This is a genomic window from Streptomyces sp. SudanB25_2051 (assembly GCF_964272635.1).
Classification (GTDB): Bacteria; Actinomycetota; Actinomycetes; order Streptomycetales; family Streptomycetaceae; genus Streptomyces.
Window position 1 is genome coordinate 854,738 of record NZ_OZ186787.1, and the last position, 26,030, is coordinate 880,767.

The window sequence follows — 26,030 nt, forward strand, 5'->3', positions numbered from 1 at the left end:
CCGGCAGGGGGGCGCGGGCCGTACGGAGGAGTGTCAGCGCTGCTCGGCGCCGGTGCCGCGGGTCTCGGCGAGGGCGCGCAGGGCGCGCGCGTCGCGGATGGCCTGCGCCTTGCCGATGCCGGGCTGGATGCCGAGGGCGGGCAGGCTGGTGCCGTCGCTGAGGTCGAGGAACACCCACGGGTCGCCGACGCGGAGGTTGACGCGGAGGATCTCCGGCCAGGCCAGACGGCGGGTGCGGGTGAGGTTGACGACGGTGACGCCGTCCTCGTCGGCCACGACCTTGGGGCGGCTCAGCAGGATGAGCACCCCGTAGAAGAGCGCGGCCGTGAGGACGAAGCTCATCCGCTCGCCCGGATGGAGGCGTTCCAGTATCAGGGCGACCGCGGTGATGACGAGGAACATCGCCGCCCCCGTGGTGAGCAGCACGGCGCGGGTGCGCCGCGGCCGGAAGGTCACGGGGAGGGCGGGGGCTTCGCTGGGCGCGTCGGACATGGCAGGGCGTTCGGCTTCCGGCTCAGAGGCGGCAGGCGTGGATCTCGGTGGTGAGGATGGCCCGGGCGCCGAGGGCGTACAGGTCGTCCATGATGCGCTGGGCGTCCTTGGCGGGGACCATCGCGCGGACGGCGACCCAGCCCTCGTTGTGCAGCGGGGAGATGGTCGGGGACTCCAGGCCGGGCGTGAGGGCGACGGCCTGCTCCAGGTGCTCGGCGCGGCAGTCGTAGTCCATCATCACGTAGCTGCGGGCGACCAGGACGCCCTGCAGGCGGCGGAGGAAGCGCAGGACCTCGGGGTCGTCGGCGGGGGCGCCGGTGCGGCGGACGACGACGGCCTCGGAGGTGAGGATCGGCTCGCCGATGACCTCCAGGCCGGCGTTGCGCAGGGAGGTGCCGGTCTCCACGACGTCGGCGATGACCTGGGCGACGCCGAGCTGGATGGCGGTCTCGACGGCGCCGTCGAGGTGGACGACGGAGGCGTCGATGCCCTGGTCGGCGAGGTGCTTGGCGACGATGCCCTCGTAGGAGGTGGCGATCGTCATGCCGTGGAAGTCGGCCGGGCCGGAGGCGGTGCCGGGGCGCGTGGCGTAGCGGAAGGTGGAGCGGGCGAAGCCGAGCTCCAGGATCTCCTCGGCGTTGGCGCCGGAGTCCAGCAGCAGGTCGCGGCCGGTGATGCCGATGTCGAGCTTGCCGGAGCTGACGTAGATGGCGATGTCCCGGGGGCGGAGGTAGAAGAACTCCACCTCGTTGTCCGGGTCGACCAGGACGAGCTCCTTGGACTCCTTGCGCTGCTTGTAGCCGGCCTCATGGAGCATCGCCGACGCAGGTCCGGACAGTGAACCCTTGTTGGGGACGGCGATGCGCAGCATGGGGCGTGCTTCCTTTGCTCGTATGGGGGTCGTGCGGGGTGCTCGGGGCGGATCAGAGGTGGGCGTAGACGTCGTCGAGGGAGATCCCGCGCGCGACCATCATCACCTGGACGTGGTACAGCAGCTGCGAGATCTCCTCGGCGGCGGCTTCCTCGCCCTCGTACTCGGCGGCCATCCACACTTCGGCGGCCTCCTCGACGATCTTCTTGCCGATGGCATGGACGCCCTTGTCCACCAGCTCGGCGGTGCGGGAGGTGGCCGGGTCGCCGGTCTTTGCCTTGAGCTGGAGCTCGGCGAAGAGGTCTTCGAAGGTTTTGTTCGCCATGATGCCCTCCAGAGTACGGGGTCCGGGGGGCGTGCTCAGCGCCAGGGTTCGCTGACGGTGCGCAGCGTCATGGCGGTCGAGACGGCGGCCGTGACCGCTTCGTGACCCTTGTCCTCGTTCGAGCCCTCCAGCCCGGCGCGGTCGAGGGCCTGCTCCTCGGTGTCGCAGGTGAGGACGCCGAAGCCGACGGGGACGCCGGTGTCGACGGAGACCTGGACGAGGCCCTGGGTGACGCCCTGGCACACGTAGTCGAAGTGGGGGGTGCCGCCGCGGATGACGACGCCGAGGGCGACGACGGCGTCGTAGCCGCGGCCCGCGAGGACCTTGGCGACGACGGGCAGCTCGAAGCTGCCGGGGACGCGCAGCAGGGTGGGCTCGTCGATGCCCAGCTCGTGCAGGGCGCGCAGGGCGCCGTCGACGAGGCCGTCCATGACCTTCTCGTGCCACTGGGCGGCGATGACGGCGACGCGGAGGTCGCCGCAGTTCTTGACGGTCAGTTCGGGTGCGCCCTTGCCGCTCACGTTTCTCCTCGGATGGTGTGTGTGCCGGGTGGTGCCGTTGTTCCGGGTGGTGCCTGTGCTGCTCGGTGGTGCGGGATCGTACGGGGTGGTGCTACTGGGTGACGCAGGGGGACATGTCCGCGTGGCCGTCCAGCCACGGCAGGTCGTGGCCCATGCGGTCGCGCTTGGTGCGCAGATAGCGGACGTTGTGCTCGCCGGCCTGGACGGGCATGGGCTCCCGGCCGGTGACGGCGAGGCCGTGACGCGCGAGGGCGGCGGTCTTCTCCGGGTTGTTGGTCATCAGCCGGAGGCTGCGGACGCCCAGGTCGGCGAGCATCCGGGCGCCCGCGGCGTAGTCGCGGGCGTCGGCGGGCAGGCCGAGCTCCAGGTTGGCGTCGAGGGTGTCGCGGCCGCGCTCCTGGAGCTCGTACGCGCGGAGCTTGGACACCAGGCCGATGCCCCGGCCCTCGTGGCCGCGCAGATAGACGACGACTCCCCGCCCGGCCTCGGTGATGCGGTCCATGGCGGCGTGCAGCTGGGGGCCGCAGTCGCAGCGCAGGGAGTGGAAGACGTCGCCGGTCAGGCACTCGGAGTGGACGCGGACGAGGACGTCCTCGCCGTCGCCGAGGTCGCCGTGGACGAGCGCGACGTGTTCGACGCCGTCGGCGGTGGAGCGGTAGCCGTACGCGGTGAAGTCGCCGTGCGCGGTCGGGAGCCGCACCTCGGCCTCCCGGCGGACGTCGGGTGCGGCGGCCGGGGCCGGGGCGGCGGCCGGGACGGGGGCGAGCCCGGTCGCGGGCGCGCTCGCGGTCCCGGAGTCCGTGGCCGGGGCGGTGCCGCGGCGGTAGGCGATCAGGTCCTCGATGGAGATGATCGTCAGTCCGTGCTTGCGGGCGAAGGGCACCAGCTCGGGCAGGCGCAGCATCACCCCGTCCTCGCCGGCGATCTCCACGATGGCGCCGGCCGGGCGCAGGCCCGCGAGGCGGGCGAGGTCCACGGCCGCCTCGGTGTGGCCGTCGCGGGCGAGGACGCCGCCGGGCCTGGCGCGCAGCGGGAAGACGTGGCCGGGGCGGACGAGGTCCGACGGCTCGGCGGTGCCGCTCGCCAGGAGCTGGAGGGTGGTGGCGCGGTCGGCGGCGGAGATGCCGGTGGTGACACCGTGGGCGGGGGCCGCGTCGACGGAGACCGTGAAGGCGGTCTTCATCGACTCGGTGTTGTCCTCGACCATCTGCGGCAGGCCGAGCCGGTCCAGTTCCTCGCCCTCCATGGGGGCGCAGATCAGGCCGCGGCACTCGCTCATCATGAAGGCGACGATCTCGGGCGTGGCCTTCTCGGCGGCGACGACCAGATCGCCCTCGTTCTCCCGGTCCTCGTCGTCCACGACCACGACGGGCCGGCCCGCGGCGATGTCGCGGATGGCCTGCTCGACGGGGTCGAGGGCGAGGTCGGCGGCGTCCCACAGGGGCAGCTCGGGTGCGGTGGTCATGCCGGGGCTCCTTCCAGGGCCTGGGCCGGGGTGCGCGTGCGCAGCCACCAGTCGCGCATACCCCACAGGACGAGGGCGAAGTAGATGACGTAGACCAGCCCGGAGAAGGCCAGGCCGCTGCTGAAGGCGAGCGGGACGCCGACGATGTCCACGAGGAGCCAGGCGAACCAGAACTCGACCATGCCGCGCGCCTGGGCGACCATCGCCACGAGCGTGCCGACGAAGATGTACGCGTCGGCCCACGGGCTCCACGACAGCGACGGGTACAGGGTGAACAGCCCGCCGACGGCGAGGGTGCCGAGGACGGCGCCGGCCAGGAGGAGGCCGCGCTCCTTCCAGGTGGCGAAGCGGACGGCGATGGAGCCGTCCTGGGCCTGGCCGCGGCCCAGGTGCCACTGGCGCCAGCCCCACGCGGCGACGGCGATGACCAGCAGCTGCTTGCCGACGCCCCCGCTGAGCTGGGCGGAGGCGTAGGCGGCGACCAGGATCAGGCCGGACAGCAGCTGGGCGGGCCAGGTGAGGATGGAACGGCGCCAGCCGAGGGCGAGGGCGGCCAGGCCGATCGTGTTGCCGATCAGGTCGGACCAGATGATGCGCTGGCCGAAGGCGGTGAACGCCTCTCCGCCCAGCCAGGACAGGGCGTTCATCGGGTGGCCTCCCGGGTGCCGAGGAGACGCTCGACGTACTTGGCGATGACGTCGACCTCGAGGTTGACGGGGTCGCCGGGCTGCTTGTGGCCGAGCGTGGTGAGGGCGAGCGTGGTGGGGATGAGGCTGACGGTGAAGTCGTCCGCGCCCGCCTCCACGACGGTGAGGCTGACGCCGTCGACGGTGATGGAGCCCTTCTCGACCACGTAGCGGGCGAGTCCGGCCGGGAGGGAGATCCTGACGATCTCCCAGTTCTCGGACGGGGTGCGCTCGACGATGGTGCCGGTGCCGTCGACGTGGCCCTGGACGATGTGCCCGCCGAAGCGGCCGTCGGCGACCATGGGCCGCTCCAGGTTGACGCGGGATCCGACGGTGAGCGCGCCGAGGCTGGAGCGCTTGAGGGTCTCGGCCATGACGTCGGCGGTGAACTCGTCGCCCTCGTGCTCCACGACCGTGAGGCAGACGCCGTTGACGGCGATCGAGTCGCCGTGCTTCGCGCCTCGCGTGACCACGGGGCCGCGCAGGCGGAAGCGGGAGGCGTCGCCGAGGTTCTCCACGGCGGTGACCTCGCCCAGTTCTTCGACGATTCCGGTGAACACTCACGTCTCCTTGGTGGTGGGGAGGGGGCGGGCGGTGACGCGCAGGTCGGGGCCGACGCGGACGGTGTCGGTGACGGTGAGCCGCAGGGCGTCGGCGATGGTGGTGATCCCGGCGTCGCCGAGCGCGGCGGGGCCGGCGCCGAGGAGGACGGGGGCGAGGTAGCCGACGACCTCGTCGACGGCGCCCTCGGCGGCGAAGGCGCCCGCGAGGGTGGGGCCGCCTTCGAGGAGTACGGAGCGCACGCCGCGCTCGTGCAGGGCGGCCAGCAGGGCCGGTACGGCCAGGCCCCGTCCGCCGGCCGCCCGGGGCAGGCGGACGACCTCGGCGGTGTCGAGGTGGCCGGCCGCGGCGTCCTCGGCGACGGCGATCAGCGTGGGCGCGGCGTCGTCCAGGACGCGGGCGCCCGGCTTGACGGCGGTGGCCTCGGTGTCCACGACGACGCGCAGGGGCTGGCGGGCGCCGTCCACGCCCCGTACGGCCAGGTGCGGGTCGTCGGCGCGGGCGGTGCCCGAGCCGACGACGACGGCGTCCGCCTCGGCACGGAGCCGGTGGACGTCCGCGCGGGCCTCGGGCGAGGTGATCCAGCGGCTGGTGCCGTCGGCGGCGGCGACCCGGCCGTCGAGGGTGGCGGCGTACTTCCAGCGGACATGGGGGCGGCCGAGGCGCACGGAGGTGAGCCAGGCGGCGTTGCCGGCCTCGGCCTCGTCGGCGAGGAGGCCGCCCTCGACCCGGACGCCGGCCGCGCGCAGCGTGTCGGCGCCGCCGCTCGCCTGCGGGTTCGGGTCGGCGACGGCGTAGACCACCCGGGTGACGCCGGCCTCGATGAGGGCCTGCGCGCAGGGGCCGGTGCGGCCGGTGTGGTTGCAGGGTTCGAGGGTGACGTACGCGGTGCCGCCGCGGGCGAGGACGCCGGCCTGGCGCAGGGCGTGCACCTCGGCGTGGGGGCCGCCGGCGCGCTCGTGGTACCCGGCGCCGACCTCGTGGCCGGAGGCGTCGAGGACGACGCACCCGACGACCGGGTTGGGGCTGGTGTAGCCGAGTCCGCGGGCGGCGAGTGCGATGGCTCGGCGCATGGCGGTCGTGTCGGCCGCTGTGGCCACCGGGTCCTCCTGCCTCGTCGGGCACGGACTCCGGGGCCTGTCGATGACGACAGGAGCGAAAGCGGAACGACACCTCACCGGGGATACGCCGCCATGGCGCCGGCCGGCGTTCCGGGTGTGCCCGGTCGCCGGCAGACGACGGCGCGCCCCTGAGGGGTCGCCCGCCGCGCACTGCCTCCCATCCGGACTTTCACCGTCGGTCCAGGAATTTCACCTGGTCAACCGGCCACTGGATGCGGCCGGGTCGCGGACTGTAACCGCCGGTTCGGAATTGCACCGACCCCGGAGTGCGCTGCTGCTGATACAGGCCCAGTGTGCCACGGCTTCGCGCGGCCATCCGGGTGAGGCCCTGTGGAGTGACTCACAGCGCGGGGCGGGTCACCGCCCGCGCACCGGGCCGCCCGCGGGGGGCGCGGCCGGGCACGCGGGCGCGTACCAGATTGGTCCAGACCTATTGACGCTGTGGTCTAGTCCTCTTAATGTCTGCGTCACCTCTCCGCGGAGACGGCCCTCCGGTGTGCGCACACCCGGGCCCGGCACGACCCCAACCCCCTGCCAGAAGCCGCACGTTGTGTGAAGCCCGACTCCCCAGGAGGAGCCGACCGTGCTGTCATCCCCCCGTGCGAGAGCCTCGCTGCTCGCATCCGGCGCCGCCGTCGCCGGACTGCTGCTCAGCTCGCTCTCCGGCGGCGTCTCGTACGCCTCCGACCACGAATCCTGCCGCCCCGACGGCCTGTACAAGACGCCCGGCGTCGACGTCCCCTACTGCTCGGTGTACGACTCCGAGGGCCGCGAGAAGATGGGCGCCGACCACCAGCGCCGCGTCATCGGCTACTTCACCGGCTGGCGCACCGGCAAGGACGGCACGCCCGCCTACCTGGCCTCGAACATCCCCTGGGACAAGGTCACCCACATCAACTACGCCTTCGCGCACGTCGGCGCGGGCCACAAGATCTCCGTCGGCACCGACGGGCCGAACAACCCCGCGACCGGCATGACCTGGCCGGGCGTGCCGGGCGCCGAGATGGACCCGGCCCTGCCCTACAAGGGCCACTTCAACCTGCTCAACAAGTTCAAGAAGCAGCACCCGGACGTCAAGACGCTGATCTCGGTCGGCGGCTGGGCGGAGACGGGCGGCTACTTCGACGACAGCGGCAAGCGCGTGGCGTCCGGCGGCTTCTACTCGATGGCCACCAACGCCGACGGCTCCGTCAACCACGCGGGCATCGACACGTTCGCCGACTCGGCGGTCGACTTCATCCGGAAGTACGGCTTCAACGGCGTCGACATCGACTACGAGTACCCGACGACGATGAAGGACGCCGGCAACCCGCTCGACTGGCCGATCGCCAACGCCCGCCGCGCCGGCCTCGTCCAGGGCTACTCGGTGCTGATGAAGACCCTGCGCGAGAAGCTCGACCGGGCCGGCGCCGCCGACGGCAGGCACTACCTGCTGACCGTCGCCGCCCCCTCGTCGGGCTACCTGCTGCGCGGCATGGAGACCTACCAGCAGCAGAAGTACCTCGACTACGTCAACATCATGTCGTACGACCTGCACGGCGCCTGGAACGAGTACGTCGGCCCGAACGCCTCGCTGTTCGACGACGGCAAGGACGCCGAGCTGGCCGCGGCCAACGTGTACGGCAGCCAGCAGTACGGCGGCATCGGCTACCTCAACACCGACTGGGCGTACCACTACTTCCGCGGCTCCATGCCCGCCGGGCGCATCAACATCGGACTGCCCTACTACACGCGCGGCTTCAAGAACGTGCAGGGCGGCACCGACGGCCTGTGGGGCAGGGCGGCCGCGGCCACCTGTCCGGCCGGCTCCGGGCTCACCAAGTGCGGTGACGGCGCGGTCGGCATCGACAACCTGTGGCACGACAAGGACGACAACGGCAAGGAGTCCCCGGCGGGCTCCAACCCGATGTGGCACGCCAAGAACCTGGAGAAGGGCGTCGTCGGCGACTACGTCACCAAGTACGGCTTCCCCGCCGACACCAGACTGACCGGCACCTACGCCCGCAAGTACGACTCCACGCTGGTCGCGCCGTGGCTGTGGAACGCCGAGAAGAAGGTCTTCCTCTCCACCGAGGACGAGCAGTCGGTCGCCCGCAAGGCCGACTACGTGGTCGACAAGGGCATCGGCGGCACGATGGTCTGGGAGCTGGCCGGCGACTACGCCTGGAACGCCGCGAAGGGCCAGTACGAGCCCGGCTCGACGCTGACCTCGCTGATGTACGACAAGTTCAAGGCGGCCGCTCCGTACGGCGCGAAGGTCTCCAACAAGGCCCTGCCCACCAAGGCCGTCAACATCGGTGTGCAGTTCGGGGAGTTCAAGCTCGGCGACTCCAACTACCCGATCACGCCCAAGGTGAAGATCACCAACAACACGAAGACGACCCTCCCGGGCGGCACGGAGTTCCAGTTCGACTACGCCACCTCCGCGCCCGGCAACGCCTCGGACCAGTCCGGCTTCGGCACCAAGGTGATCAGCAGCGACCACACCGGCAACAACGTGGGCGGGCTGAAGGGCGACTTCCACCGCGTCTCGCTGAAGCTGCCCGCGTGGCAGACGCTCGCGCCGGGCGCCTCGGTGGACCTGTCCTTCAACTACTACCTGCCGGTGTCGACCCCGTCGAACTGGACGGTGAACATCGCGGGCACGACGTACGCGCTCGTCGGCGACCTCGCCCGCGGCACCACCGTCGTGGAGCCCGGTACGGGCACGGGTCCGTCGCCGGACCCGACGGGCCCGACGCCGAGCCCCACGCCGACCCCCGGCGCCTGCACCGCGCCGGCGTGGAACGCCACGGCCGCGTACGGCGGCGGCACCACCGTCTCGCACAAGTCCCGCAGCTGGAGGGCGAAGTGGTGGACGCAGGGCGAGGAGCCCGGCACCACCGGCGAGTGGGGCGTCTGGCAGGACCTCGGCGCCTGCTGACACGCGCGGCCGGACCCCGGGCGGCCGACGCCTGACGGTCCGGCCGGGCACGGCGGGGTCCCGGGCGATTGACGCCCGGGACCCCGGGAACAAGGACGGAGACCCGGTGGCGGTGAGATATGGCCCTTGCCCGCCACCGGGTCTCCTCATGGCGCACGGCGGTCCGGGACGGCGCTCCGGGCCCCGGACCGCGGGCGGCCGGGTCCCGGAGCGTGCGTGGGAGGCCGGGTCCCGGAGCGTGCGTGGGAGGCCGGGCCGGGACCGTGCGCCGGGCCCCGCAGCACGCGTGGCAGGCTGGGACCGTGAGCGCCGAGTCCCAGACCGCAGAAGAGTTCGAGACGCACCGCCCGCGCATGTTCGGCCTCGCGTACCGGATGCTCGGCTCCGCCGCCGAGGCCGAGGACGCGGTGCAGGACGCCTACCTCCGCTGGAGCGGCGCCGACCGGGAGCACATCGGGCAGCCGGCGGCGTGGCTGGCGAAGGTCGTCACCAACCTGTGCCTGAACCGGCTCACCTCCGCCCGCGCCCGACGCGAGCGGTACCCCGGCCCCTGGCTGCCCGAACCGGTCGTCACCGAGGACGCCGTGCTCGGCCCCACCGAGGCGGCCGAGCGGCGCGACGCCGTGTCGATGGCGCTGCTGGTGCTCCTGGAGCGGCTGACCCCGACCGAGCGGGCCGTGTACGTGCTCCGGGAGGCGTTCGCGTACAGCCACCGCGAGATCGCCGGCGTCCTGGACGTCAGCGAGGCCAACAGCCGCCAGCTGCACCGCCGGGCCGCCGCGCGGGTGGCCGCCGCCGAGACCCGGTTCACCGAGCGGGACGAGCGGCGCCACCGGGAGCTGGTCGAGTCGTTCGTCGCGGCGGCGCGCGAGGGCGACCTCGCCGCCCTGGAGCGGACGCTCGCCGCCGACGTGGTGTGGATCAGCGACGGCGGCGGCGTCGTGTCGTCGGCGCGGCGGCCCATCGAGGGCCGGGACAAGGTGGTGCGGTTCCTGGGCGGCCTGCTGAAGGGCGACGTGAACGCGCTGCGCATGGAGTGGGCCGAGCTCAACGGCGCGCCCGCACTGCTGGGCTGGTCGGGCTCCACGCTCGCCGCCGTGGCGTCGTTCGTGGTGCGCGACGGGGCCATCGCGGTCGTGCACAACCTGCTCAACCCGGAGAAGCTCGCCGTCCTGGAGCGCCGCCTGTCACATTCCGGGGATTCCGCCGGTTCATACCGGTGACGGACACCGACGACGGAAGGACAGCGGGGCCATGGGCGCGATCGTGGTGACGGGCGGTACGGGAACCCTGGGGCGGCACGTCACGGAGCGGCTGCGCGCGGCGGGCCGCGAGGTGCGGGTGGTGAGCCGCCACTCCACGCCGTACGCGGTGGACCTGCGCGACGGCAAGGGCCTGGACGCGGCGCTGGCGGGCGCCACCACGGTGGTGCACTGCGCCACCACGCCGACCGGCGGCGACGAGCGGGCCGCGCGCCGGCTGATCGACGCGGCCGGGCGCGCCGGGGTCACCCATCTGGTGTACATCTCCATCGTGGGCGTGGACCGGGTGCCGCTCGGCTACTACCGGACGAAGCTGGCCGTGGAGCGCCTGGTGGAGCACTCGGGCCTCGGCTGGACGATCCTGCGGACGACGCAGTTCCACGACCTGGTGGTGCGCCTGCTGGAGGGCGCCGCCCGGCTGCCGGTGCTCCCCGTCCCGGCGGGCGTCCCGGACCAGCCCGTGGAGGTGCGGGAGGTGGCCGAGCGGCTGGCGGAACTGGCCCTCGCCGGGCCCGCGGGGCGCGTACCGGACATGGGCGGGCCCGAGGTGCGGACGCTGGAGGACCTGGCGCGGGCGTATCTGCGGGCGGCGGGGCGGCGGCGCCGGGTGGTCCCGGTGCGGCTGTGGGGCCGCGCCTACCGGGCGTACCACGAGGGCGGTCATCTGGCGCCGGGGCGGGCGGTGGGCACGGGCACCTTCGAGGACCACTTGGCGCGGCGCTTCTCGGGGCGCGTGGGCGCGTAGCCGCCGCCGCGTCCCGCGGGCCCGGCGGGAAGGGCCGTCGGCGCCGGGGCGCGCGGGAGCGCAGCAACCTCCGCGCCCGCGAGGCCGTCAGCCGTGCGGTGCGGGCGGGGTGCCGAACAGGGCGTCCTGGGCGGCGTCGCGCGCGGTGAGGAGGGCGCCCCGCAGCACCGCCGCCCCGCCCAGGTCGCTCGCCCGGACCTCGGTGCGCAGCGGCGACAGGGGCGCGAGGCGCTGCTCGACGCGGGCGGCCAGGGCGGCCCCGCCCGCGTGGCCGAGTTCGCCGCCGAGCACGACGCAGCCCGGGTCCAGTACGGCGCACACGGCGGCCGCGCCCAGGGCGACGCGCTCCGCCAGGGCGTCCAGGAACGCGCCGGCCGCCTCCGCACCGGGCCCGCGACCGTCCTCCGCACCGGGCCCGGGGCCGTCCGCCGCACCGGGCCCGGGGCTGTCCGCCGGACCGGGCCCGTGCCCGGCCAGGCCGTCCAGGGCCGCGCGTACGGCCGAGGCGCCGGCCGGTTCGCCCTCCGTGTCGCTGCCCGCGGCCTCGATCCCGTACCGCGCGGCCAGCGCCCGTACGGCCGCCGAACCGGCCAGCGAGTGGAAGCCCCCCGAGCAGTCCCCGGCCGAGGGCAGCGCGCCCGTGCCGGGCACGGGCAGGAAGCCGATCTCGCCCGCGCCGCCCGACGCGCCGCGCCGCACCGCGCCGTCCAGGACGACGGCCGCGCCGACACCGTGCCCGAGCCACAGCAGCACGAAGGTGTCGCGGTCGCGGGCCGCGCCCTCGCGCAGCTCCGCCATGGCCGCGAGGTTGGTCTCGTTCTCCACCAGGACGGTGGCGGCCGTCCGCTCCCGCAGGACGGTGACCAGCCGGCGGTGCCAGTCCGGCAGCCCGGCCGAGTCGCGCAGGGCGCCCGTGGCCGGGTCGATCAGGCCGGGCGCGCCGACGCCGACCGTGTGCGGGCGGGTCGCGCCGGACTCGCGCACGGTGCGCTCCAGCAGCGCGGCGGCCCGCTCGACCGCCGGGCCCGTGTCCATGTCGCCGCCGATGGGCGCGGACGCCTCGGCGAGCGGGGCCCCCAGCAGGTCGGTGACGGTGACGGTCACGCCGCGGAGCCGGACGTCGAGGGCCGCCAGGTGGGCCCGGTCGGCGGCGATCCCGTACAGCTTGGCGTTCGGGCCGCGCCGCTCGGCGCCCGACTCCCCCACCACCCGGACCAGGCCCGCGCCTTGGAGCCGCTCGACCAGGTCGGCGACCGTGGGTCGCGACAGGCCCGTGAGCTCCTTCAGCCGGCTCGCCGTCAGGGGGCCCTGTTCCTGGAGCAGTCGCAGGGCGAGCCGGTCGTTGATCGCACGCGCGGTGCTGGGGGACGCGGGGGCGGAGGGCATGCCGCGATCCTTTCAGATCTTACTTTCAGGCAGGGTTCCTGATAATTTACGCGCGGCAGGCGCCCGGTGTACCCCGAGCGCTTGAGGACGTTCCGGATCGGGGAGGGCTGGGCCTGTGTCGTACAGCGTGGAGAGAGTGAGGCGGGCGCGGTACGCCGTGGCCGCCGTGTTCTGTGTGCACGGCGCGGTCACCGGCAGCTTCGCCACCCGTATCCCGTGGATCCAGGAGCACGCGGGGGTGAGCCCCGGCCAGCTGGGCCTCGCGCTGGCCTTCCCGGCGCTGGGCGCGTCGCTGGCCATGCCGCTGGCGGGCGCGGTCAGCCACCGCCTGGGCGCGCGTACGGCGCTGCGCGTGCTGCTCGCGATGTGGACGCTGTCGCTCCTCTTGCCGTCGCTCGCGCCGAACGTCTACGGGCTGTGCGCCGCGCTGTTCGTGTACGGCGCCACCTCCGGCATGTCCGATGTGGCGATGAACGCGCTGGGCGTCGAGGTGGAGAACCGGCTGGGCCGCTCCATCATGTCGAGCCTGCACGGGATGTGGAGCGCCGGCGCCCTGATCGGCTCGGCGGCCGGGACCCTCGCCGCGCACCTGGGCAGCGACGCGCGCCTGCACCACCTGCTGGCCGCCGCGGTCCTCACGGTGCTGGGGCTGGTCTTCTGCCAGGGGGTACTGGACCTGCGCAGCGCGCCGGACGAGGAGCCGCCGCCGCGGTTCGCGCTGCCGCCGCGCTCGGCGCTGGTCATCGGGGCGATCGGCTTCTGCGGGGTCTTCGCGGAGGGCGCCAGCCTGGACTGGTCGGCCGTGTACCTGAAGGACGTGCTCGGCTCGTCGCCGGGCGCGGCCGCGGCGTCCACGACGGCGTTCGCGCTGACGATGGCGGTGGCGCGGCTGGTCGGCGACCGGGTCGTGGACCGGTTCGGCGCGGTGCGCACGGTACGGGCGGGGGGCCTCCTCGCGACGGCGGGCGGCGTGCTGGTGGTGCTCGCGCCGCACCCGGTGGCCGCGATGGCCGGATTCGGTCTCATGGGCCTCGGCGTGGCCGTCGTGGTGCCGCTGGCCTTCGCGGCGGCGGCGCGCAGCGGGCCCAACCCGAGCCAGGCCATCGCCGGCGTCGCCACGATCACGTACACCTCCGGGCTGATCGCCCCGTCGCTGATCGGCGGTCTGGCCGATCTCACGTCGCTGACCGCGTCGTTCGCGGTGGTCACGGTGCTGGCGTTCGGGCTGGTGGCGGGGGCGGGCGTCCTGGCGCCGGGCCGCCGGAGCGGTACGGGCGGCGGGCGCGGCGCGAAGGCTGTGGCGGGCAGCGGCACCTGAGCGCGCGGGCGCGGCGGCGGGCACCCGGGCGCGGGGCGTCCGCGCCGATGCCGTCGGCGCCGCCACGGGGCCGCGAGCGGGTGCCCGGCGCAGGCAGGGGCGCGGGCGGCGGCTGAGCGGGGCCGCGTGACGGCGGACGGGGGCGGGCGGGTGAGCGCGGGGGCCGTGCCCCCGTCCCCGTACCATGGCGTTCGATTATTTCCGGCCGATCGCCCTCCGCGCGGCCGCCCCTCCGCCCCCGCCCGGACCGGGCGGTGAGGCCGACAGAACGGGAGCGACCCACCCATGAACCTCGGCGTGCGCTGGACCCTGCACGGCGACGGGAGGACCCCCGCTCCCGGAGCCGTGGTGCGCCCGGACGAGCGGCTTTCGTGGCCGCGCACGGCCGGGCTGGGCGCCCAGCACGTGGTGGCCATGTTCGGCGCGTCCTTCGTGGCGCCCGTGCTGATGGGCCTCGACCCGAACCTGGCGATCATGATGTCGGGCGTCGCGACGATGCTCTTCCTGCTCGCGACGCGCGGCCGGGTGCCCAGCTATCTGGGGTGCTCGCTGTCGTTCGTGGGCGTCGCCGCGGCGATCCGCGCGTCCGGCGGCGACAGCTCCACGGTCACGGGCGCGATCCTCGTCGTGGGCCTCGCGCTGTTCCTCGCCGGTGTGGCCGTGCGGCGGTTCGGCGCCCGGATCATCCACGCGGCGATGCCGCCCATCGTGACCGGCGCCGTCGTGATGCTGATCGGCTTCAACCTGGCACCGGTGACCGCCTCCACGTACTGGCCGCAGGACCAGTGGACCGCGCTGCTGGTGATGCTGTTCACCGGTCTGGCCGTGGTGTGCCTGCGCGGCTTCTGGTCGCGGGTGGCGATCTTCCTGGGCCTGGTCTTCGGGTACGCCCTGTCATGGGTGCTCGACCTGGCCTTCGGCAAGATCCACTCGCCGGCGGGCGGCGCGGAGGCGGTCGACCACTGGCGGCTGGACCTGTCGGGCGTCGCCAAGGCCGACTGGATCGGGCTGCCGTCGTTCCACGCGCCGAGCTTCGAGTGGTCGGCGATCCTGGTGGCCCTGCCCGTCGTGATCGCCCTGATCGCGGAGAACGCGGGCCATGTGAAGGCGGTCGGCGAGATGACCGGCGACCCGCTGGACGACCAGCTCGGCACGGCCATCGCCGCCGACGGCGCCGCCTCGATGCTGTCCACCGCCGTGGGCGGCCCGCCGAACACCACGTACTCCGAGAACATCGGCGTCATGGCCGCGACCCGCGTCTACTCGACGGCCGCCTACTGGGCCGCCGCCTGCTTCGCGCTGCTGTTCGGCCTGTGCCCCAAGTTCGGCGCGGTCGTCGCGGCGATCCCGGGCGGGGTGCTCGGCGGCATCACCGTCATCCTGTACGGCATGATCGGCCTGCTCGGCGCGCAGATCTGGATCAACGCCAAGGTGGACCTGCGCAACCCGCTGAACCTGGTCCCGGCCGCCGCGGGCATCATCATCGGCGTCGGCGGCGTCAGCCTGAAGATCACCGACACGTTCGAGCTGGGCGGCATCGCGCTCGGCACGATCGTCGTCATCACCGGCTACCACACCCTGCGCGCCTTCGCCCCCGCCCACCTGAAGACGCAGGAGCCCCTCCTGGACGCGGGCACGTCCAGCTACGACGACGAACCCGCCGACACCCCCAAGCCCTGACGGCTCCCCCACCGAGCCGAACGCCCCCGGGCCCGGCCTCGTGAAGAGGCCGGGCCCGGGGGCGTCCCGCGTACGGGCACGGTCCGCGGCGGACATGAACGGAGCCGGCCGAGGGTGCTCGCCACGCCTCGACCGGCTCCCGTCACGGTGCCGCCGGGGTTCAGTCCTCCGGCAGCTCGACCGGGGCGATCTCGTCGTAGACGTCGCCCGGGCCCGGGTTGGACGGGTCGGTCGCGCCGCCCAGGTGGTGCATGACGCCCCACACCGCGTTCAGCGCGGTCTGCACGGCGCCCTCGGCCCAGCCGGCCGTCCACGAGATGTCGTCGCCGGCGAGGAAGATGCCCCGCTTGTCCTCGGGGAGCCGGTCCTGCATGAAGTGGGTGTACAGGCGGCGCTGGTAGCGGTAGTGGCCCGGCAGGTTGGCCTTGAAGGCGCCCATGAAGTAGGGCTCGTTCTCCCAGGAGACCGTCACCGGGTTGCCGATGATGTGCTTCCGGATGTCGACCTTCGGGTAGATCTCGCCGAGCGACTTGAGCATGACCTCCATCCGCTCGTTCGCGGACAGCGGCAGCCACTTCAGGCTGTCGTCGCACCAGGTGTACGAGAGGCAGATGACGGCCGGCTTGTCCGGGCCGTTGTCCAGCAGGTACGTGCCGCGGGTCATCCGGTCGGTGAGCGTCATCGACATGACGTCACGGCCGGTCTCCTCGTCCTTGTCCAGCCAGAACGGCCGGTCGACGGGGACGAACAGCTTCGAGGACTCCATGTAGTGGGTGCGCTCGATCGCCGTCCAGTGGTCGATCGGGAAGAGCGAGTCATCGCAGTCGATCTTGGAGAGCAGCATCCACGACTGGGCGGTGAAGATCGCCGCGCGGTAGGTGCGGATGTCGCCGTTCGCGTCGGTGACGGTGATCCGGTTGCCGGACGTGCGGTTCAGCCGGGTCACGGCCGGCTTGGGCTCGCCGCCGTGCAGCGACTTCAGGGAGGTGCCGAGCGGCCAGTGGACGATCTTCTCCGGCTCGCGCTCCCACAGCCGCAGCGGAAGCTGCTGGCTGCCGCCGACGATGCCGCGGTGGAAGTCGTCCGCCTCCGTGTAGACGACGCGGAGGATCTCCAGGATGGAGTTGGGGAAGTCGGTGTCCCAGCCGCCGGTGCCGAAGCCGACCTGGCCGAAGATCTCACGGTGGCGGAACGACTTGAACGCCTCGGACTCGCAGAGGAAGCCGTAGAACGTCTGGTTGTCGAGCTTCTCGACGAGCTTCGCCCAGATCTCGCGGATGCGCGGCACGTCCCGCTCCCGCATGGCGCGGTTCATGTCGGAGAAGTCCGCGCCCTCCTCCAGGCACTTGTTCCAGGCGTCGGCGACGTCGCGGTAGACCTGCGGCAGGTCGTCGATCGTCTCCGCGTAGTGCGTCTCGCCCTTGAGGTCCACGACGGTGGACGGCGTCGACTCGGCGAGCGGGTTCGGGAACGGCTTGGTCTCCAGGCCGACCAGGTCGATGTAGTACTGCAGGGCCGTGGACGACGGCGGGAAGCGCATCGCGCCCAGCTCGCAGTTGAGCTCCGGGTCGCAGCCCTCGAAGCCGACGGTGCGCAGCCGGCCGCCGAGCTGGTCGGCCTCGTACACGACGGGCTTGAGGCCCATCTTCATCAGCTCGTACGCGGCGACGATGCCGGACAGGCCGCCGCCGATGACGGCGACCTCGGTGCCGTGCTCGGTGGCGGGTATCTGGCCGAGGCCGGCCGGGTGGGCCAGGAAGTCGTCGTACGCGTAGGGGAAGTCCGGACCGAACATGGTGATCGGCGGCTGGGCGTCGGTGTGCTGGACGGCGGTGGGCACCGTGGACGTCATGGGGTACGGACTCCTTGCACGGGGGTGGAGATGAGGGGGGCGCTGGGCGGCGGAGGCCCGCTCCAGCTCGGGTCGGTGGGGCTGTGCGGTCAGACGAGCCCGGCGTACAGGGCGGGACGGCGGTCCCTGAGGTACGGGTTCTCGTCGCGGGAGCGCCGCAGCAGCTCCGGGTCGGCATCGCCGGTGACGAGCTCCTCGCCGCGTCCGGCGCGGGCGCGGGCGGTGCCGTCGGGGCCCGCGAGCGCGGACAGGCCGACGAACTCGAAGTCGCCCTCGGGCCCGGTCCGGTTGGCGTACGCGATGTACAGCTGGTTCTCGAAGGCGCGGACCGGCACGACGGCCTCGGCGACGATCTCGGCCGGGTGCATCAGCGCGGTCGGTACGAGGAGGAGGTCCGTACCGGCCAGGGCGTGCGCCCGGACGTTCTCCGGGAACTCCACGTCGTAGCAGATCATCAGCCCGACCCGGACGCCGCCGACCTCGGCCTGCACGACGGGCTGGTCACCGGGGGTGAACCAGTCCTGCTCGAAGCCGCCGTACAGGTGGGTCTTGCGGTAGTTGACCAGGAGCGTGCCGTCGGCGCCGACGAGGCGCGCGGAGTTGTACACGGCCTCCCCGTCGCGCTCCGGGTAGCCGTAGGCGATCGCCAGGCCGTGGCGTACGGCGATGGCGGCGGCCTCACGGGCGGAGGGCCCCTCGGCGGGCTCGGCGAGCCGGGCGATGTCGGCGCCGATCGCGTACCCGGTGAGGAACAGCTCGGGCGCGACCAGCAGCCCCGCACCGCCGGCGGCCGCGCGGGCGGCGGCCTCGTCGAGGATCTTCAGATTGGCGGCCACGTCACCGAGCTGACCGGAGCTCTGGAGCAGGGCGGTGCGCAGCGGCGGCATGGGCAGACCTCGTCGGGGTGCGGAAGACAGGAGGGAGATGCAAAAAAGGTACGGTCCGGACTTCTCCCCGGACAAGGCGTGACCGTTGCGGACCGACCGCCGAACCGTTGCGCGGTTGCGGGGGTCGGCGGCGATTCGTTGCGCGCCACTCCGACCGCGGGGTGAGGGGTGCCCCGCCGTGCGGCGGAGGCGGGACGCGACCGTGGCGCGATGTGCCGGGACGGCCCTCGCGGAAGAGTGGCGGGCGCCGGGTCAGCGGGACCCGGCGAGGAGGGAGCGCCACCATGGAACGTCGTACGAGGGCCGCCGCGATCGGCGCCGCGCTGCTGCTCACCGCCGGGGCGGCGGGGTCGGCCGGAGCCGCCTCCGGGGAGCACCACGCACCGGCGCGGTCCGAGGCGCCGGCGCGGTCCGAGGCGCCGGTACGGGACGGGGTCGCCCTCGCCCTGCCGGGCGGGCAGGCGGTGCGGGCCGCGCAGGCCGCGGTGGCCCGGGAGGCCGCCGCGCTCACCGGGACGGCGAAGCTGTACCGGCCCGGCCACGACATCGGCTTCACCTTCGACGCCCATCTGGCCGGCGAGGACCGGATGGACCCGGCGGCGGCCACCGGCACCTTCCGGCTCCGGCACGTCTTCCCGGACGGCTCATCGGGCTGGGCCCGCGCCCGCGTGGACTGCCTGATCACGGGCGGCAGGGTGGCCGTGGTGACAGGCGTGGTCGAGGAGAGCGACCGCTGGCCGCGGGGGCGGCGGGTCGGGGTCACCGTCCACGACGCGGGCCGCCACGACCGGCTCGGCTACAGCTGGGCGACCCAGGACCCGGCGGCGGGCGATGTGCCGCCGTGCACGAGCTCGGCACCCTTCGAGAAGGTCGACGGGAAGACCGGGGACTTCCGCGTCCTGCCCTGGCAGCCGGTGTACGAGTAGCCGCCGCGGCGCCCACCGGTGCGAGCGGCCCGCCGGGGGCTCGGGCGGGCACCCGCCGGGCCGCGGGCCGGGGCCGCGGACGGGAGCGCGCGCCCGGACCGGGGCGGCCTCAGGCGGGCGAGCCCGAGGAGAACCGCCGCAGCAGCGGCGAGAGCACCAGCACCGACTTGGTGCGCTCCACGAAGGGCTCGCCCGCGATGCGCTCCAGCACGCGCTCGAAGTGGCGCATGTCGGACGCGAAGACCTGGACGATGGCGTCCGCCTCCCCCGTCACGGTGGAGGCGGACGCGATCTCCGGGTACCGCTCGAGACCGCGCTGGATGGTCTCGGGCGAGGTGTTGCCCCGTGCGTAGATCTCGATGAACCCCTCGGTCTCCCAGCCGAGCGCCGCCGGGTCCACGCGGACGGTGAACCCGGTGATGGCGCCCTCGGCCCTGAGCCGGTCCACGCGCCGCTTCACGGCCGGCGCGGACAGTCCGACCAGCGAGCCGATGTCGGCGTAGCTGCGGCGGGCGTCTTCGGCGAGGGCGTGGACGATGCGTTCGTCGAGGTCGTTCAGTCGCACGGGGGGTGGATCACTTCTCTGCTGTGGCCAGACGGGAGCGGCGCATGCCGTACAGGAAGTAGAACACGAGGCCCGCCGCCATCCAGAGTCCGAAGACGGCCCAGGTGACCATGTCGAGGCTGTACATGCTGTAGCCGCAGAACAGGAAGCCGAGGACCGGGAAGAGCGGACCGAACGGCACCTTGAAGCTGCGGTGCAGCTCCGGGCGCTTGGCGCGCAGGACGACGACCGCGACGTTGACCAGCGCGAACGCGAAGAGCGTGCCGATGCTGGTGGCGTTGACCAGCTCGCCGAGCGGGATGGCCGCGGCCAGGACGCCGCAGAAGAGCGAGACGATCACGGTGTTGGCGCGGGGCGTGCCGGTCTTCGGGTTGACCTTGGCGAAGACCTTGGGGACCAGGCCGTCGCGGGACATGGCGAAGAGGATGCGCGTCTGGCCGTAGAGCACGGTGAGGACGACGCTGGCGATGGAGATGACCGCGCCGGCGGCGAGGAGGGTGCCCCAGAAGCTCTGGCCGGTGACATCGTTCATGATCGCGGCGAGCGAGGCCTCGGAGCCCTCGAACTTCTTCCAGTCCCAGGCGCCGACGGCGACCGCGGCGACGAGGACGTACAGGCCGGTGACGATGACCAGCGAGAGCATGATCGCGCGGGGCAGGTCGCGCTTGGGGTCCTTCGCCTCCTCGCCGGCCGTGGAGGCGGCGTCGAAGCCGATGTACGAGAAGAACAGGATCGCCCCGGCGGCGCCGATGCTGGACACGCCGAGCGGCATGAAGTCGGAGTAGTTGCCGGACTTGAAGCCCATGAAGCCGATGGCGCAGAAGAGGACCAGCGCGGCGATCTTCACGATGACCATGATCGTGTTGGCGCGGGCGGACTCCTTGGCGCCGCCGAGCAGGAAGATCATCGCCAGGACGACCACGATCAGCGCCGGCAGGTTGAATATGCCGCCGTCGCCGGGGGGCGCGGTGAGGGCCTCGGGGAGGGTCACGCCGATCGTGCCGGCCAGCAGCTCGTTGAGGTAGTCGCCCCAGCCGACGGCCACGGCGGCCACGGAGACGCCGTACTCCAGGAGCAGGCACCAGCCGCAGACCCAGGCGACGAGTTCGCCCATCGTTGCGTACGCGTACGAGTACGAGGAGCCGGCGACCGGGATCGTGCCGGCCAGCTCGGCGTAGGAGAGCGCCGAGAACAGCGCCGTCAGGCCCGCGAAGACGAACGCGAGGGTGACGGCCGGGCCGGCCATCGGAACGGCCTCGCCGAGGACGACGAAAATGCCGGTGCCCAGCGTGGCACCGATGCTGATCATGGTCAGCTGCCACATGGACAGCGAGCGGCGGAGCGAGCCGCCCTCACCCTGACCACCCTCCGCGACCAGGGTTTCCACCGGCTTGCGACGGCCGAGGGCGGAGAGCGCGGAGGGTCCGGCGGTCTTCGGGGCAGAGGGCTCGGTGGCCGGTGGGGCTGCGCCTTGATCGAGCACTGCGGGGCTCCTTCATCGCTGCGGTCGGGGGTACGGCGGGGACCGGCGGCGGTGCGCGGGCAGGGAGAGCCCACTGGGAAACCCACGGGGGAAGGGGGGAACCGCCGAGCCGGCGGTCACCGCCACTCCAGGTACGGGCCCTGAGCCTACGGGGAGAACTTCGCATTCCGAAATGCAGTGTTGTTGCGCACCGACGGATGATCATTGCGCGCTTCGGGCACGCACGGGGAAACATTGCGCGCTGCCGCATGAATCGACACATTGGGGCATTCGGCGGGGGAAAGAGCCGTCGAGGGCACAGAGGGTGCGCGAGGGGGCCGAAACGGCACCGGAAGGCTGCGCGGGAGGGGACCGGATGGAGCGGGCGGGAGACGGCGGCTGGCGGGACCCGGAGCCGTTTCTGCGCGGGGTCGCGTGGTGGGACGGCCGGCGGCCCGTGCGGGTCGATCCGGCGGTCGTGGGCGTGCTGCCGTGGGAGCTGGTGGAGCGCGCCGCGCTGCCGGTCGGCGTACGGCTGGAGCTGACCGCGGCCTCGGGGACGCGGGCGGTGGAGGTGCGCTACCGGGCGCGGGTGCCCGGCGGGGGCGACGGCGGTCCTCCCGTACCGGCGCACTGCTTCGCGCTGTGGCGGGACGGGCGGTGCGTCGGTGAGGCGTACCGGTGCCCGGACGCGGAGGTGGACGTGGTGACGCTGACGCTGCCGCCCGCCGGGGCCGGCGCGGCGTACACGGTGTACCTGCCGGAGGTGGCGGCGCCGGTGGTGCTCGCGCTGCGCGGGGTCGGCGGCCCTGTCGCGCCCGCGCCGCGGCGGCCCCGCTGGCTCGTGTACGGGGACTCGATCACCGAGGGCTGGTGGGCGACGCGTCCCGCCCGCGCCTGGCCCGCCGTGGCCGGGCGCGCGCTGGGCCTGGACCCGGTGAACCTGGGCTACGCGGGCACGGGGCGCGGCGAACTGCCCGTCGCCCGGCAGCTGGCCGCGCTGCCCGCCGCGCTGGTCACGCTCGCCTTCGGCACGAACTGCTGGGCGCCCCTCCCGACGACCCCGCCCGCCCTGTACGCGCTGACGCGCCGCTTCGTCACCACGGTCCGCGAGGGTCACCCCGACACGCCGCTGCTGGTCGTCTCGCCGTTGCTGCGCCCCGCGGCGGAGGCCGAGGCCGCACCGGGCGGGAGCGCCACGCTGGCGGAGCTGCGGGCGGCGCAGGAGGAGGCCGTATGGGACCTGTGCGCGGCCGGCGACGCACGGCTGGCCCTGCTGCCCGGCCGCCCGCTGCTGGACCCCGGGCACCTCTGGGACGGCCTCCACCCGGACGACACGGGGCACGCCCGCCTGGCGGCGGCGGTCGCCGGCGCCGTACGGGGGCTCGGGCTGCCCGCTCAGGGGGCCGTTGGGGCGACAGGCGCGTGACGGGGGCGGGAGCGGTAGTGAAGGCGGGGGTGAGCGGGTACGCGAGGCGGGGAAGGAGGCGACCGTGCTTGTACTGGACTCACGTACCGTCGACAGCGCCGAGGTGAGGGACGCCGTCACCGGCTTCGTCGCCGACCGCTGCCCGTGGGCGGATCTGGCCGCGGTGCGCCTGGTGGTGACCGAACTGTTGGCGAACGTGCTGCACCACACCGACGGCGACTGGTGCCTGCGCCTGCGCGCCCAGGAGCAGCGGCTCACGCTGGAGCTGGACGACGCGAGCGCCGCCATGCCCGCGGCCCGGCAGCCCGACTTCGCGGGCGGCGGCGGCTTCGGGTGGCGGCTGGTGGAGCAGCTGGCCGACCGGGTGGACGTGCGTCCGGGCCCCTCGGGCAAGACCGTGCGGGCGGAGTGGTGGGTTCCGGCCGAGCGGCGGCGGGAGGGGAAGGCGGAGGCGCGGCCGGGTGGCCGGGCGGCGTCCGCCGGCGCGGCGGGCCGCGCAACGCGCACGGAGCCGGGCCAGCGCCTGGTGGACGCCGGGTAGGCCTCCCGCCGCTCGGGACCGCATCGGTACGGCCGGGCCGCCGCACGGGCCCACCGGGGTACGGCTGCCCGGCGCGCGGGCCACGCCGGTACAACTGCCCGCCGCCCCGCGCGGACCCCGGAAGGGACCAGCTGCCGCACGTACAGCGCGCGGACCCCCGGAAGGGACCTCGGGCCCGCGTCCAGCGCGTGGAACCCCGGAGGGGGCCGCCCGCCGCTCGTCCAGCGCGTGGACCCCCGGAAGGGACCTCGTGCCCGCTCGTCCAGCGCGCGCCCACCTGGACGGGTTCCTCCCCGCGGGGCTCCTGTCCAGCTCCGCGGGGCTCCTCGTCCAGTGGGCCACGGCGGCCCGCACCCGGCACGGCGGCCCGAGGCGCCGGCCGACGCGGGAGAAACGGGGACGGCGGCCCGAGCGGCCGCACCCGGCACCCGTACACGCCCGTCGGCTCCACGCCCGTGGAGGGCGTGGCCCCGGTGCCCGGCGGTCAGCCCTCGCTGAGCATCCCCTCGCGCATCCGCTTGGTCATCCGGGCCAGGAGCCGCGACACGTGCATCTGCGACACGCCGAGCCGCTCCCCGATCTCGGCCTGCGTCATCTCCTCGGCGAACCGCATCCGCAGGATCGCCCTGTCGCGGTCGTCGAGCTGCGCCACGAGCGGCTTGAGCGCCTGGATGTTCTCGGTGAGCTGCATGTCGCGGTCCTCCTCGCCTATGAGGTCCGCGAGGGTGGCCGACGCGGGCTCGCCCGATTCGTCGAGCGGCATGTCCAGCGACGCGGCCGTGTACCCGTTGGCCGCCACCAGGCCCTCGATCACCTCGTCCTCCGTGATGCCGAGGTGCGCGGCGAGTTCCGCCGCCGTCGGGGACCGGTCCAGTTCCTGGAAGAGTTCGTCGGTGGCGCGGGCGATGTCGATGCGCATCTCCTGGAGGCGCCTGGGCACATGCACGGACCAGCTCGTGTCGCGGAAGAAGCGCTTGATCTCACCGATCACACAGGGCATGGCGAAGGTCGCGAACTCGACCTCGCGGCTCAGCTCGAAGCGGTCGATGGCCTTGATCAGCCCGATGGTGCCGACCTGGACGATGTCCTCCATCTGGTCCGACCGGCTGCGGAAGCGGGTGGCCGCGTACTTGACCAGGGAGAGGTTCAGCTCGATCAGCGTGTTCCGGACGTACTGGTACTCCTCGGTCCCCTCTTCGAGGACCGCGAGCCGCGCGAAGAACTGCTTCGAGAGCTCCTTGGCGTCCTGGGGTGCGACCTCGGTGGGGTCGGGGACCCGCGGCAGGGGCATCGCGGGTGCCGTCGTCTCCGTCGGGGTCGTGGTCGCCGTGGACACGTTGCCCTCCCTTCGTCTCGACATTGCCGAGGCGCGTGTACCCCGCCGCACACGGGACATGCCCACGATTTCTCCCCGGTTCCCTTCCGCGCCGTCCGCATCGGCGGCCGGCGCGCCCCTGGGCCGGGGCCGGTACGGGAACGAGCCGTCCCCGCGCGGCGGGCGCGGGGACGGCTCGTAGGGTGCCGGGGGTCAGCTCCAGCTGGAGTGGAGGGGCTTGCCCTCGGCGTAGCCGGCGGCGCTCTGCACCCCGACGACGGCCTTCTCGGCGAACTCCTCCAGCGAGGCGGCGCCCGCGTAGGTGCAGGAGGAGCGGACACCGGCGATGATCGAGTCGATCAGGTCCTCGACGCCGGGGCGGGCCGGGTCCAGGTACATCCGCGAGGTGGAGATGCCCTCCTCGAACAGGGCCTTGCGGGCCCGGTCGTAGGCGGACTCCTCGCTGGTGCGGTTGCGGACGGCGCGCGCGGAGGCCATGCCGAAGGACTCCTTGTACAGCCGGCCGTCGGCGTCCTGCTGGAGGTCGCCGGGCGACTCGTACGTCCCGGCGAACCAGGAGCCGATCATGACGTTGGAGGCGCCGGCGGCGAGGGCCATGGCCACGTCGCGCGGGTGGCGGACGCCGCCGTCGGCCCAGACGTGCTTGCCGTACTTCTTCGCCTCGGCGGCGCACTCCAGGACGGCGGAGAACTGCGGGCGGCCCACACCGGTCATCATGCGGGTGGTGCACATGGCGCCGGGGCCGACACCGACCTTGATGATGTCCGCGCCGGCCTCGATGAGGTCGCGGACGCCCTCGGCGGCGACGATGTTGCCCGCGACGATCGGGACCTGCGGGTCGAGGCCGCGCACCAGGCGGATCGCGTTGATCATCGACTCCTGGTGGCCGTGGGCCGTGTCGATGACGAGGGTGTCCACACCGGCGTCGAGGAGCTGCTTGGCCTTGCCGGCCACATCGCCGTTGATGCCGACGGCGGCGGCGATGCGCAGCCGGCCGCGGTCGTCGACGGCGGGCGTGTACAGCGTGGCGCGCAGGGCGCCCTTGCGGGTGAGGATGCCGGCGAGGCGGCCGTCGCCGTCGACGGCGGGGGCGTAGCGCCGGTTGTGGTGGTCGAGGGTGTTGAACGCCTCGATGGGGTCGATGTCCGCGTCGAGGAGCAGCAGGTCCCGGGACATGACCTCGGAGAGCTGCGTGAAGCGGTCGACGCCGGTGAGGTCCTGGTCGGTGACGACACCGACGGGCTTGTGGTCGGCGTCGACGACGACACCGGCGTTGTGGGCCCGCTTGGTGATCAGCGACAGCGCGTCGGCGACCGTCTGGGCGGGGTCGAGGACGATCGGCGTGTCGAGGACGTGGTGGCGGCTCTTGACCCAGGTGACGACGTCGGTGACGACGTCGATCGGGATGTCCTGGGGGATGACCACCAGGCCGCCGCGGCGGGCGACGGTCTCGGCCATGCGGCGGCCGGCGATGGCGGTCATGTTGGCCACGACCAGCGGGATGGTGGTCCCGGTGCCGTCGGGGCTGGTGAGGTCGACGCCCTGGCGGGAGCCCACGGCCGAGCGGCTAGGCACCATGAACACATCGTCGTACGTGAGGTCGTACGGCGGCTTCAGGTCATTGAGGAAACGCACGTGCTGAACATCCCAGTCGTTCGGAGTTGGCCCCCGGGCAT

23 protein-coding genes and 1 riboswitch are annotated in these 26,030 nt (G+C 73.6%); of the genes, 8 read left to right on the forward strand and 15 right to left on the reverse strand.

Annotated elements, in window-relative coordinates:
• Positions 1-33: 33 nt before the first annotated feature.
• The 8 genes from ACSUPT_RS03725 to ribD all read right to left on the reverse strand — a co-directional run bounded on the left by ACSUPT_RS03725 (position 34) and on the right by ribD (position 6,021).
• Entirely contained in the window at positions 34-492 is a 459-nt protein-coding gene (locus ACSUPT_RS03725) for a PH domain-containing protein (RefSeq protein WP_351962928.1), read from the reverse strand.
• A 22-nt stretch (positions 493-514) separates the two neighbouring features.
• The gene (hisG, locus tag ACSUPT_RS03730; RefSeq protein WP_351962929.1) at positions 515-1,363 is read right to left on the reverse strand and encodes an ATP phosphoribosyltransferase; all 849 of its coding nucleotides are present in this window, start codon (positions 1,361-1,363) and stop codon (positions 515-517) included.
• Between the two features lie 52 nt (positions 1,364-1,415).
• The gene (locus ACSUPT_RS03735; RefSeq protein ID WP_351962930.1) at positions 1,416-1,688 is read right to left on the reverse strand and encodes a phosphoribosyl-ATP diphosphatase; all 273 of its coding nucleotides are present in this window, start codon (positions 1,686-1,688) and stop codon (positions 1,416-1,418) included.
• Between the two features lie 35 nt (positions 1,689-1,723).
• A complete protein-coding gene (gene ribH, locus ACSUPT_RS03740) occupies positions 1,724-2,209 on the reverse strand; it encodes a 6,7-dimethyl-8-ribityllumazine synthase (protein WP_351962931.1) in 486 nt (161 codons plus the stop codon).
• A gap of 91 nt (positions 2,210-2,300) precedes the next feature.
• Positions 2,301-3,674, reverse strand: coding sequence for a 3,4-dihydroxy-2-butanone-4-phosphate synthase (gene ribB / locus ACSUPT_RS03745; RefSeq protein WP_436943466.1), 1,374 nt, complete (start codon positions 3,672-3,674; stop codon positions 2,301-2,303).
• Positions 3,671-4,321, reverse strand: coding sequence for a nicotinamide mononucleotide transporter family protein (locus ACSUPT_RS03750; protein ID WP_351962933.1), 651 nt, complete (start codon positions 4,319-4,321; stop codon positions 3,671-3,673). The genes ribB and ACSUPT_RS03750 overlap by 4 nt, the downstream gene beginning before the upstream one ends.
• On the reverse strand, positions 4,318-4,920 hold the full coding sequence (locus tag ACSUPT_RS03755) for a riboflavin synthase (RefSeq protein WP_361661408.1): 603 nt from the start codon (positions 4,918-4,920) through the stop codon (positions 4,318-4,320). Before ACSUPT_RS03755 ends, ACSUPT_RS03750 begins: the two co-directional genes overlap by 4 nt.
• Positions 4,921-6,021: a bifunctional diaminohydroxyphosphoribosylaminopyrimidine deaminase/5-amino-6-(5-phosphoribosylamino)uracil reductase RibD gene (ribD, locus tag ACSUPT_RS03760; RefSeq protein ID WP_351962935.1), complete on the reverse strand. Its 1,101-nt coding sequence runs from the start codon at positions 6,019-6,021 to the stop codon at positions 4,921-4,923.
• A gap of 164 nt (positions 6,022-6,185) precedes the next feature.
• Positions 6,186-6,316: riboswitch (FMN riboswitch) on the reverse strand.
• Between the two features lie 312 nt (positions 6,317-6,628).
• Here ribD and ACSUPT_RS03765 point away from each other — a divergent pair.
• The 3 genes from ACSUPT_RS03765 (at position 6,629) to ACSUPT_RS03775 (ending at position 10,972) form a co-directional block, all read left to right on the forward strand.
• A complete protein-coding gene (locus tag ACSUPT_RS03765) occupies positions 6,629-8,965 on the forward strand; it encodes a chitinase C-terminal domain-containing protein (RefSeq protein ID WP_436946166.1) in 2,337 nt (778 codons plus the stop codon).
• 302 nt (positions 8,966-9,267) lie between these two features.
• Positions 9,268-10,188, forward strand: a complete 921-nt coding sequence (locus tag ACSUPT_RS03770) for an RNA polymerase sigma-70 factor (protein ID WP_351962936.1) — start codon at positions 9,268-9,270, stop codon at positions 10,186-10,188.
• A gap of 31 nt (positions 10,189-10,219) precedes the next feature.
• Entirely contained in the window at positions 10,220-10,972 is a 753-nt protein-coding gene (locus ACSUPT_RS03775; protein ID WP_351962937.1) for an SDR family oxidoreductase, read from the forward strand.
• A gap of 87 nt (positions 10,973-11,059) precedes the next feature.
• Here ACSUPT_RS03775 and ACSUPT_RS03780 read toward each other — a convergent pair whose 3' ends face one another.
• Positions 11,060-12,358: an ROK family transcriptional regulator gene (locus ACSUPT_RS03780; protein ID WP_399219171.1), complete on the reverse strand. Its 1,299-nt coding sequence runs from the start codon at positions 12,356-12,358 to the stop codon at positions 11,060-11,062.
• A 127-nt stretch (positions 12,359-12,485) separates the two neighbouring features.
• On the opposite strand from ACSUPT_RS03780, the gene ACSUPT_RS03785 reads away from it, so the two are divergent.
• Positions 12,486-13,676: an MFS transporter gene (locus ACSUPT_RS03785; RefSeq protein WP_351962939.1), complete on the forward strand. Its 1,191-nt coding sequence runs from the start codon at positions 12,486-12,488 to the stop codon at positions 13,674-13,676.
• Positions 13,677-13,961: 285 nt separating this feature from the next.
• A complete protein-coding gene (locus ACSUPT_RS03790) occupies positions 13,962-15,356 on the forward strand; it encodes a uracil-xanthine permease family protein (RefSeq protein ID WP_436943467.1) in 1,395 nt (464 codons plus the stop codon).
• Between the two features lie 160 nt (positions 15,357-15,516).
• Here ACSUPT_RS03790 and ACSUPT_RS03795 read toward each other — a convergent pair whose 3' ends face one another.
• Positions 15,517-17,208 carry a flavin monoamine oxidase family protein gene (locus ACSUPT_RS03795; RefSeq protein WP_351962941.1) on the reverse strand — a complete coding sequence of 564 codons (1,692 nt, stop codon included), beginning with the start codon at positions 17,206-17,208 and terminating at the stop codon, positions 15,517-15,519.
• Positions 17,209-17,297: 89 nt separating this feature from the next.
• Positions 17,298-18,095 carry a carbon-nitrogen hydrolase family protein gene (locus ACSUPT_RS03800; RefSeq protein WP_436943468.1) on the reverse strand — a complete coding sequence of 266 codons (798 nt, stop codon included), beginning with the start codon at positions 18,093-18,095 and terminating at the stop codon, positions 17,298-17,300.
• Between the two features lie 284 nt (positions 18,096-18,379).
• Between ACSUPT_RS03800 and ACSUPT_RS03805 the strand changes: the two genes are divergently transcribed.
• Positions 18,380-19,021, forward strand: coding sequence for a Repetin (locus ACSUPT_RS03805; RefSeq protein ID WP_436943469.1), 642 nt, complete (start codon positions 18,380-18,382; stop codon positions 19,019-19,021).
• Between the two features lie 109 nt (positions 19,022-19,130).
• Here ACSUPT_RS03805 and ACSUPT_RS03810 read toward each other — a convergent pair whose 3' ends face one another.
• The gene (locus ACSUPT_RS03810) at positions 19,131-19,586 is read right to left on the reverse strand and encodes an Lrp/AsnC family transcriptional regulator (protein ID WP_023589679.1); all 456 of its coding nucleotides are present in this window, start codon (positions 19,584-19,586) and stop codon (positions 19,131-19,133) included.
• Between the two features lie 10 nt (positions 19,587-19,596).
• Positions 19,597-21,069 carry an amino acid permease gene (locus ACSUPT_RS03815; RefSeq protein WP_351962944.1) on the reverse strand — a complete coding sequence of 491 codons (1,473 nt, stop codon included), beginning with the start codon at positions 21,067-21,069 and terminating at the stop codon, positions 19,597-19,599.
• A 355-nt stretch (positions 21,070-21,424) separates the two neighbouring features.
• Between ACSUPT_RS03815 and ACSUPT_RS03820 the strand changes: the two genes are divergently transcribed.
• Together ACSUPT_RS03820 and ACSUPT_RS03825 are read left to right on the forward strand one after the other, a co-directional pair.
• Positions 21,425-22,477, forward strand: a complete 1,053-nt coding sequence (locus ACSUPT_RS03820; RefSeq protein ID WP_436943470.1) for a GDSL-type esterase/lipase family protein — start codon at positions 21,425-21,427, stop codon at positions 22,475-22,477.
• Positions 22,478-22,541: 64 nt separating this feature from the next.
• Complete coding sequence (locus ACSUPT_RS03825; protein WP_399219159.1) at positions 22,542-23,018, forward strand: ATP-binding protein; 477 nt, start codon at positions 22,542-22,544, stop codon at positions 23,016-23,018.
• Between the two features lie 484 nt (positions 23,019-23,502).
• Here the strand turns inward: ACSUPT_RS03825 and ACSUPT_RS03830 are convergent, their stop codons facing one another.
• Together ACSUPT_RS03830 and ACSUPT_RS03835 are read right to left on the reverse strand one after the other, a co-directional pair.
• Positions 23,503-24,354 (reverse strand): RNA polymerase sigma factor SigF, encoded by an 852-nt coding sequence (locus ACSUPT_RS03830; protein WP_399219158.1) that lies wholly within the window; start codon positions 24,352-24,354, stop codon positions 23,503-23,505.
• A 192-nt stretch (positions 24,355-24,546) separates the two neighbouring features.
• On the reverse strand, positions 24,547-25,989 hold the full coding sequence (locus ACSUPT_RS03835) for a GuaB1 family IMP dehydrogenase-related protein (RefSeq protein ID WP_361660207.1): 1,443 nt from the start codon (positions 25,987-25,989) through the stop codon (positions 24,547-24,549).
• Between the last annotated feature and the right edge of the window lie 41 nt (positions 25,990-26,030).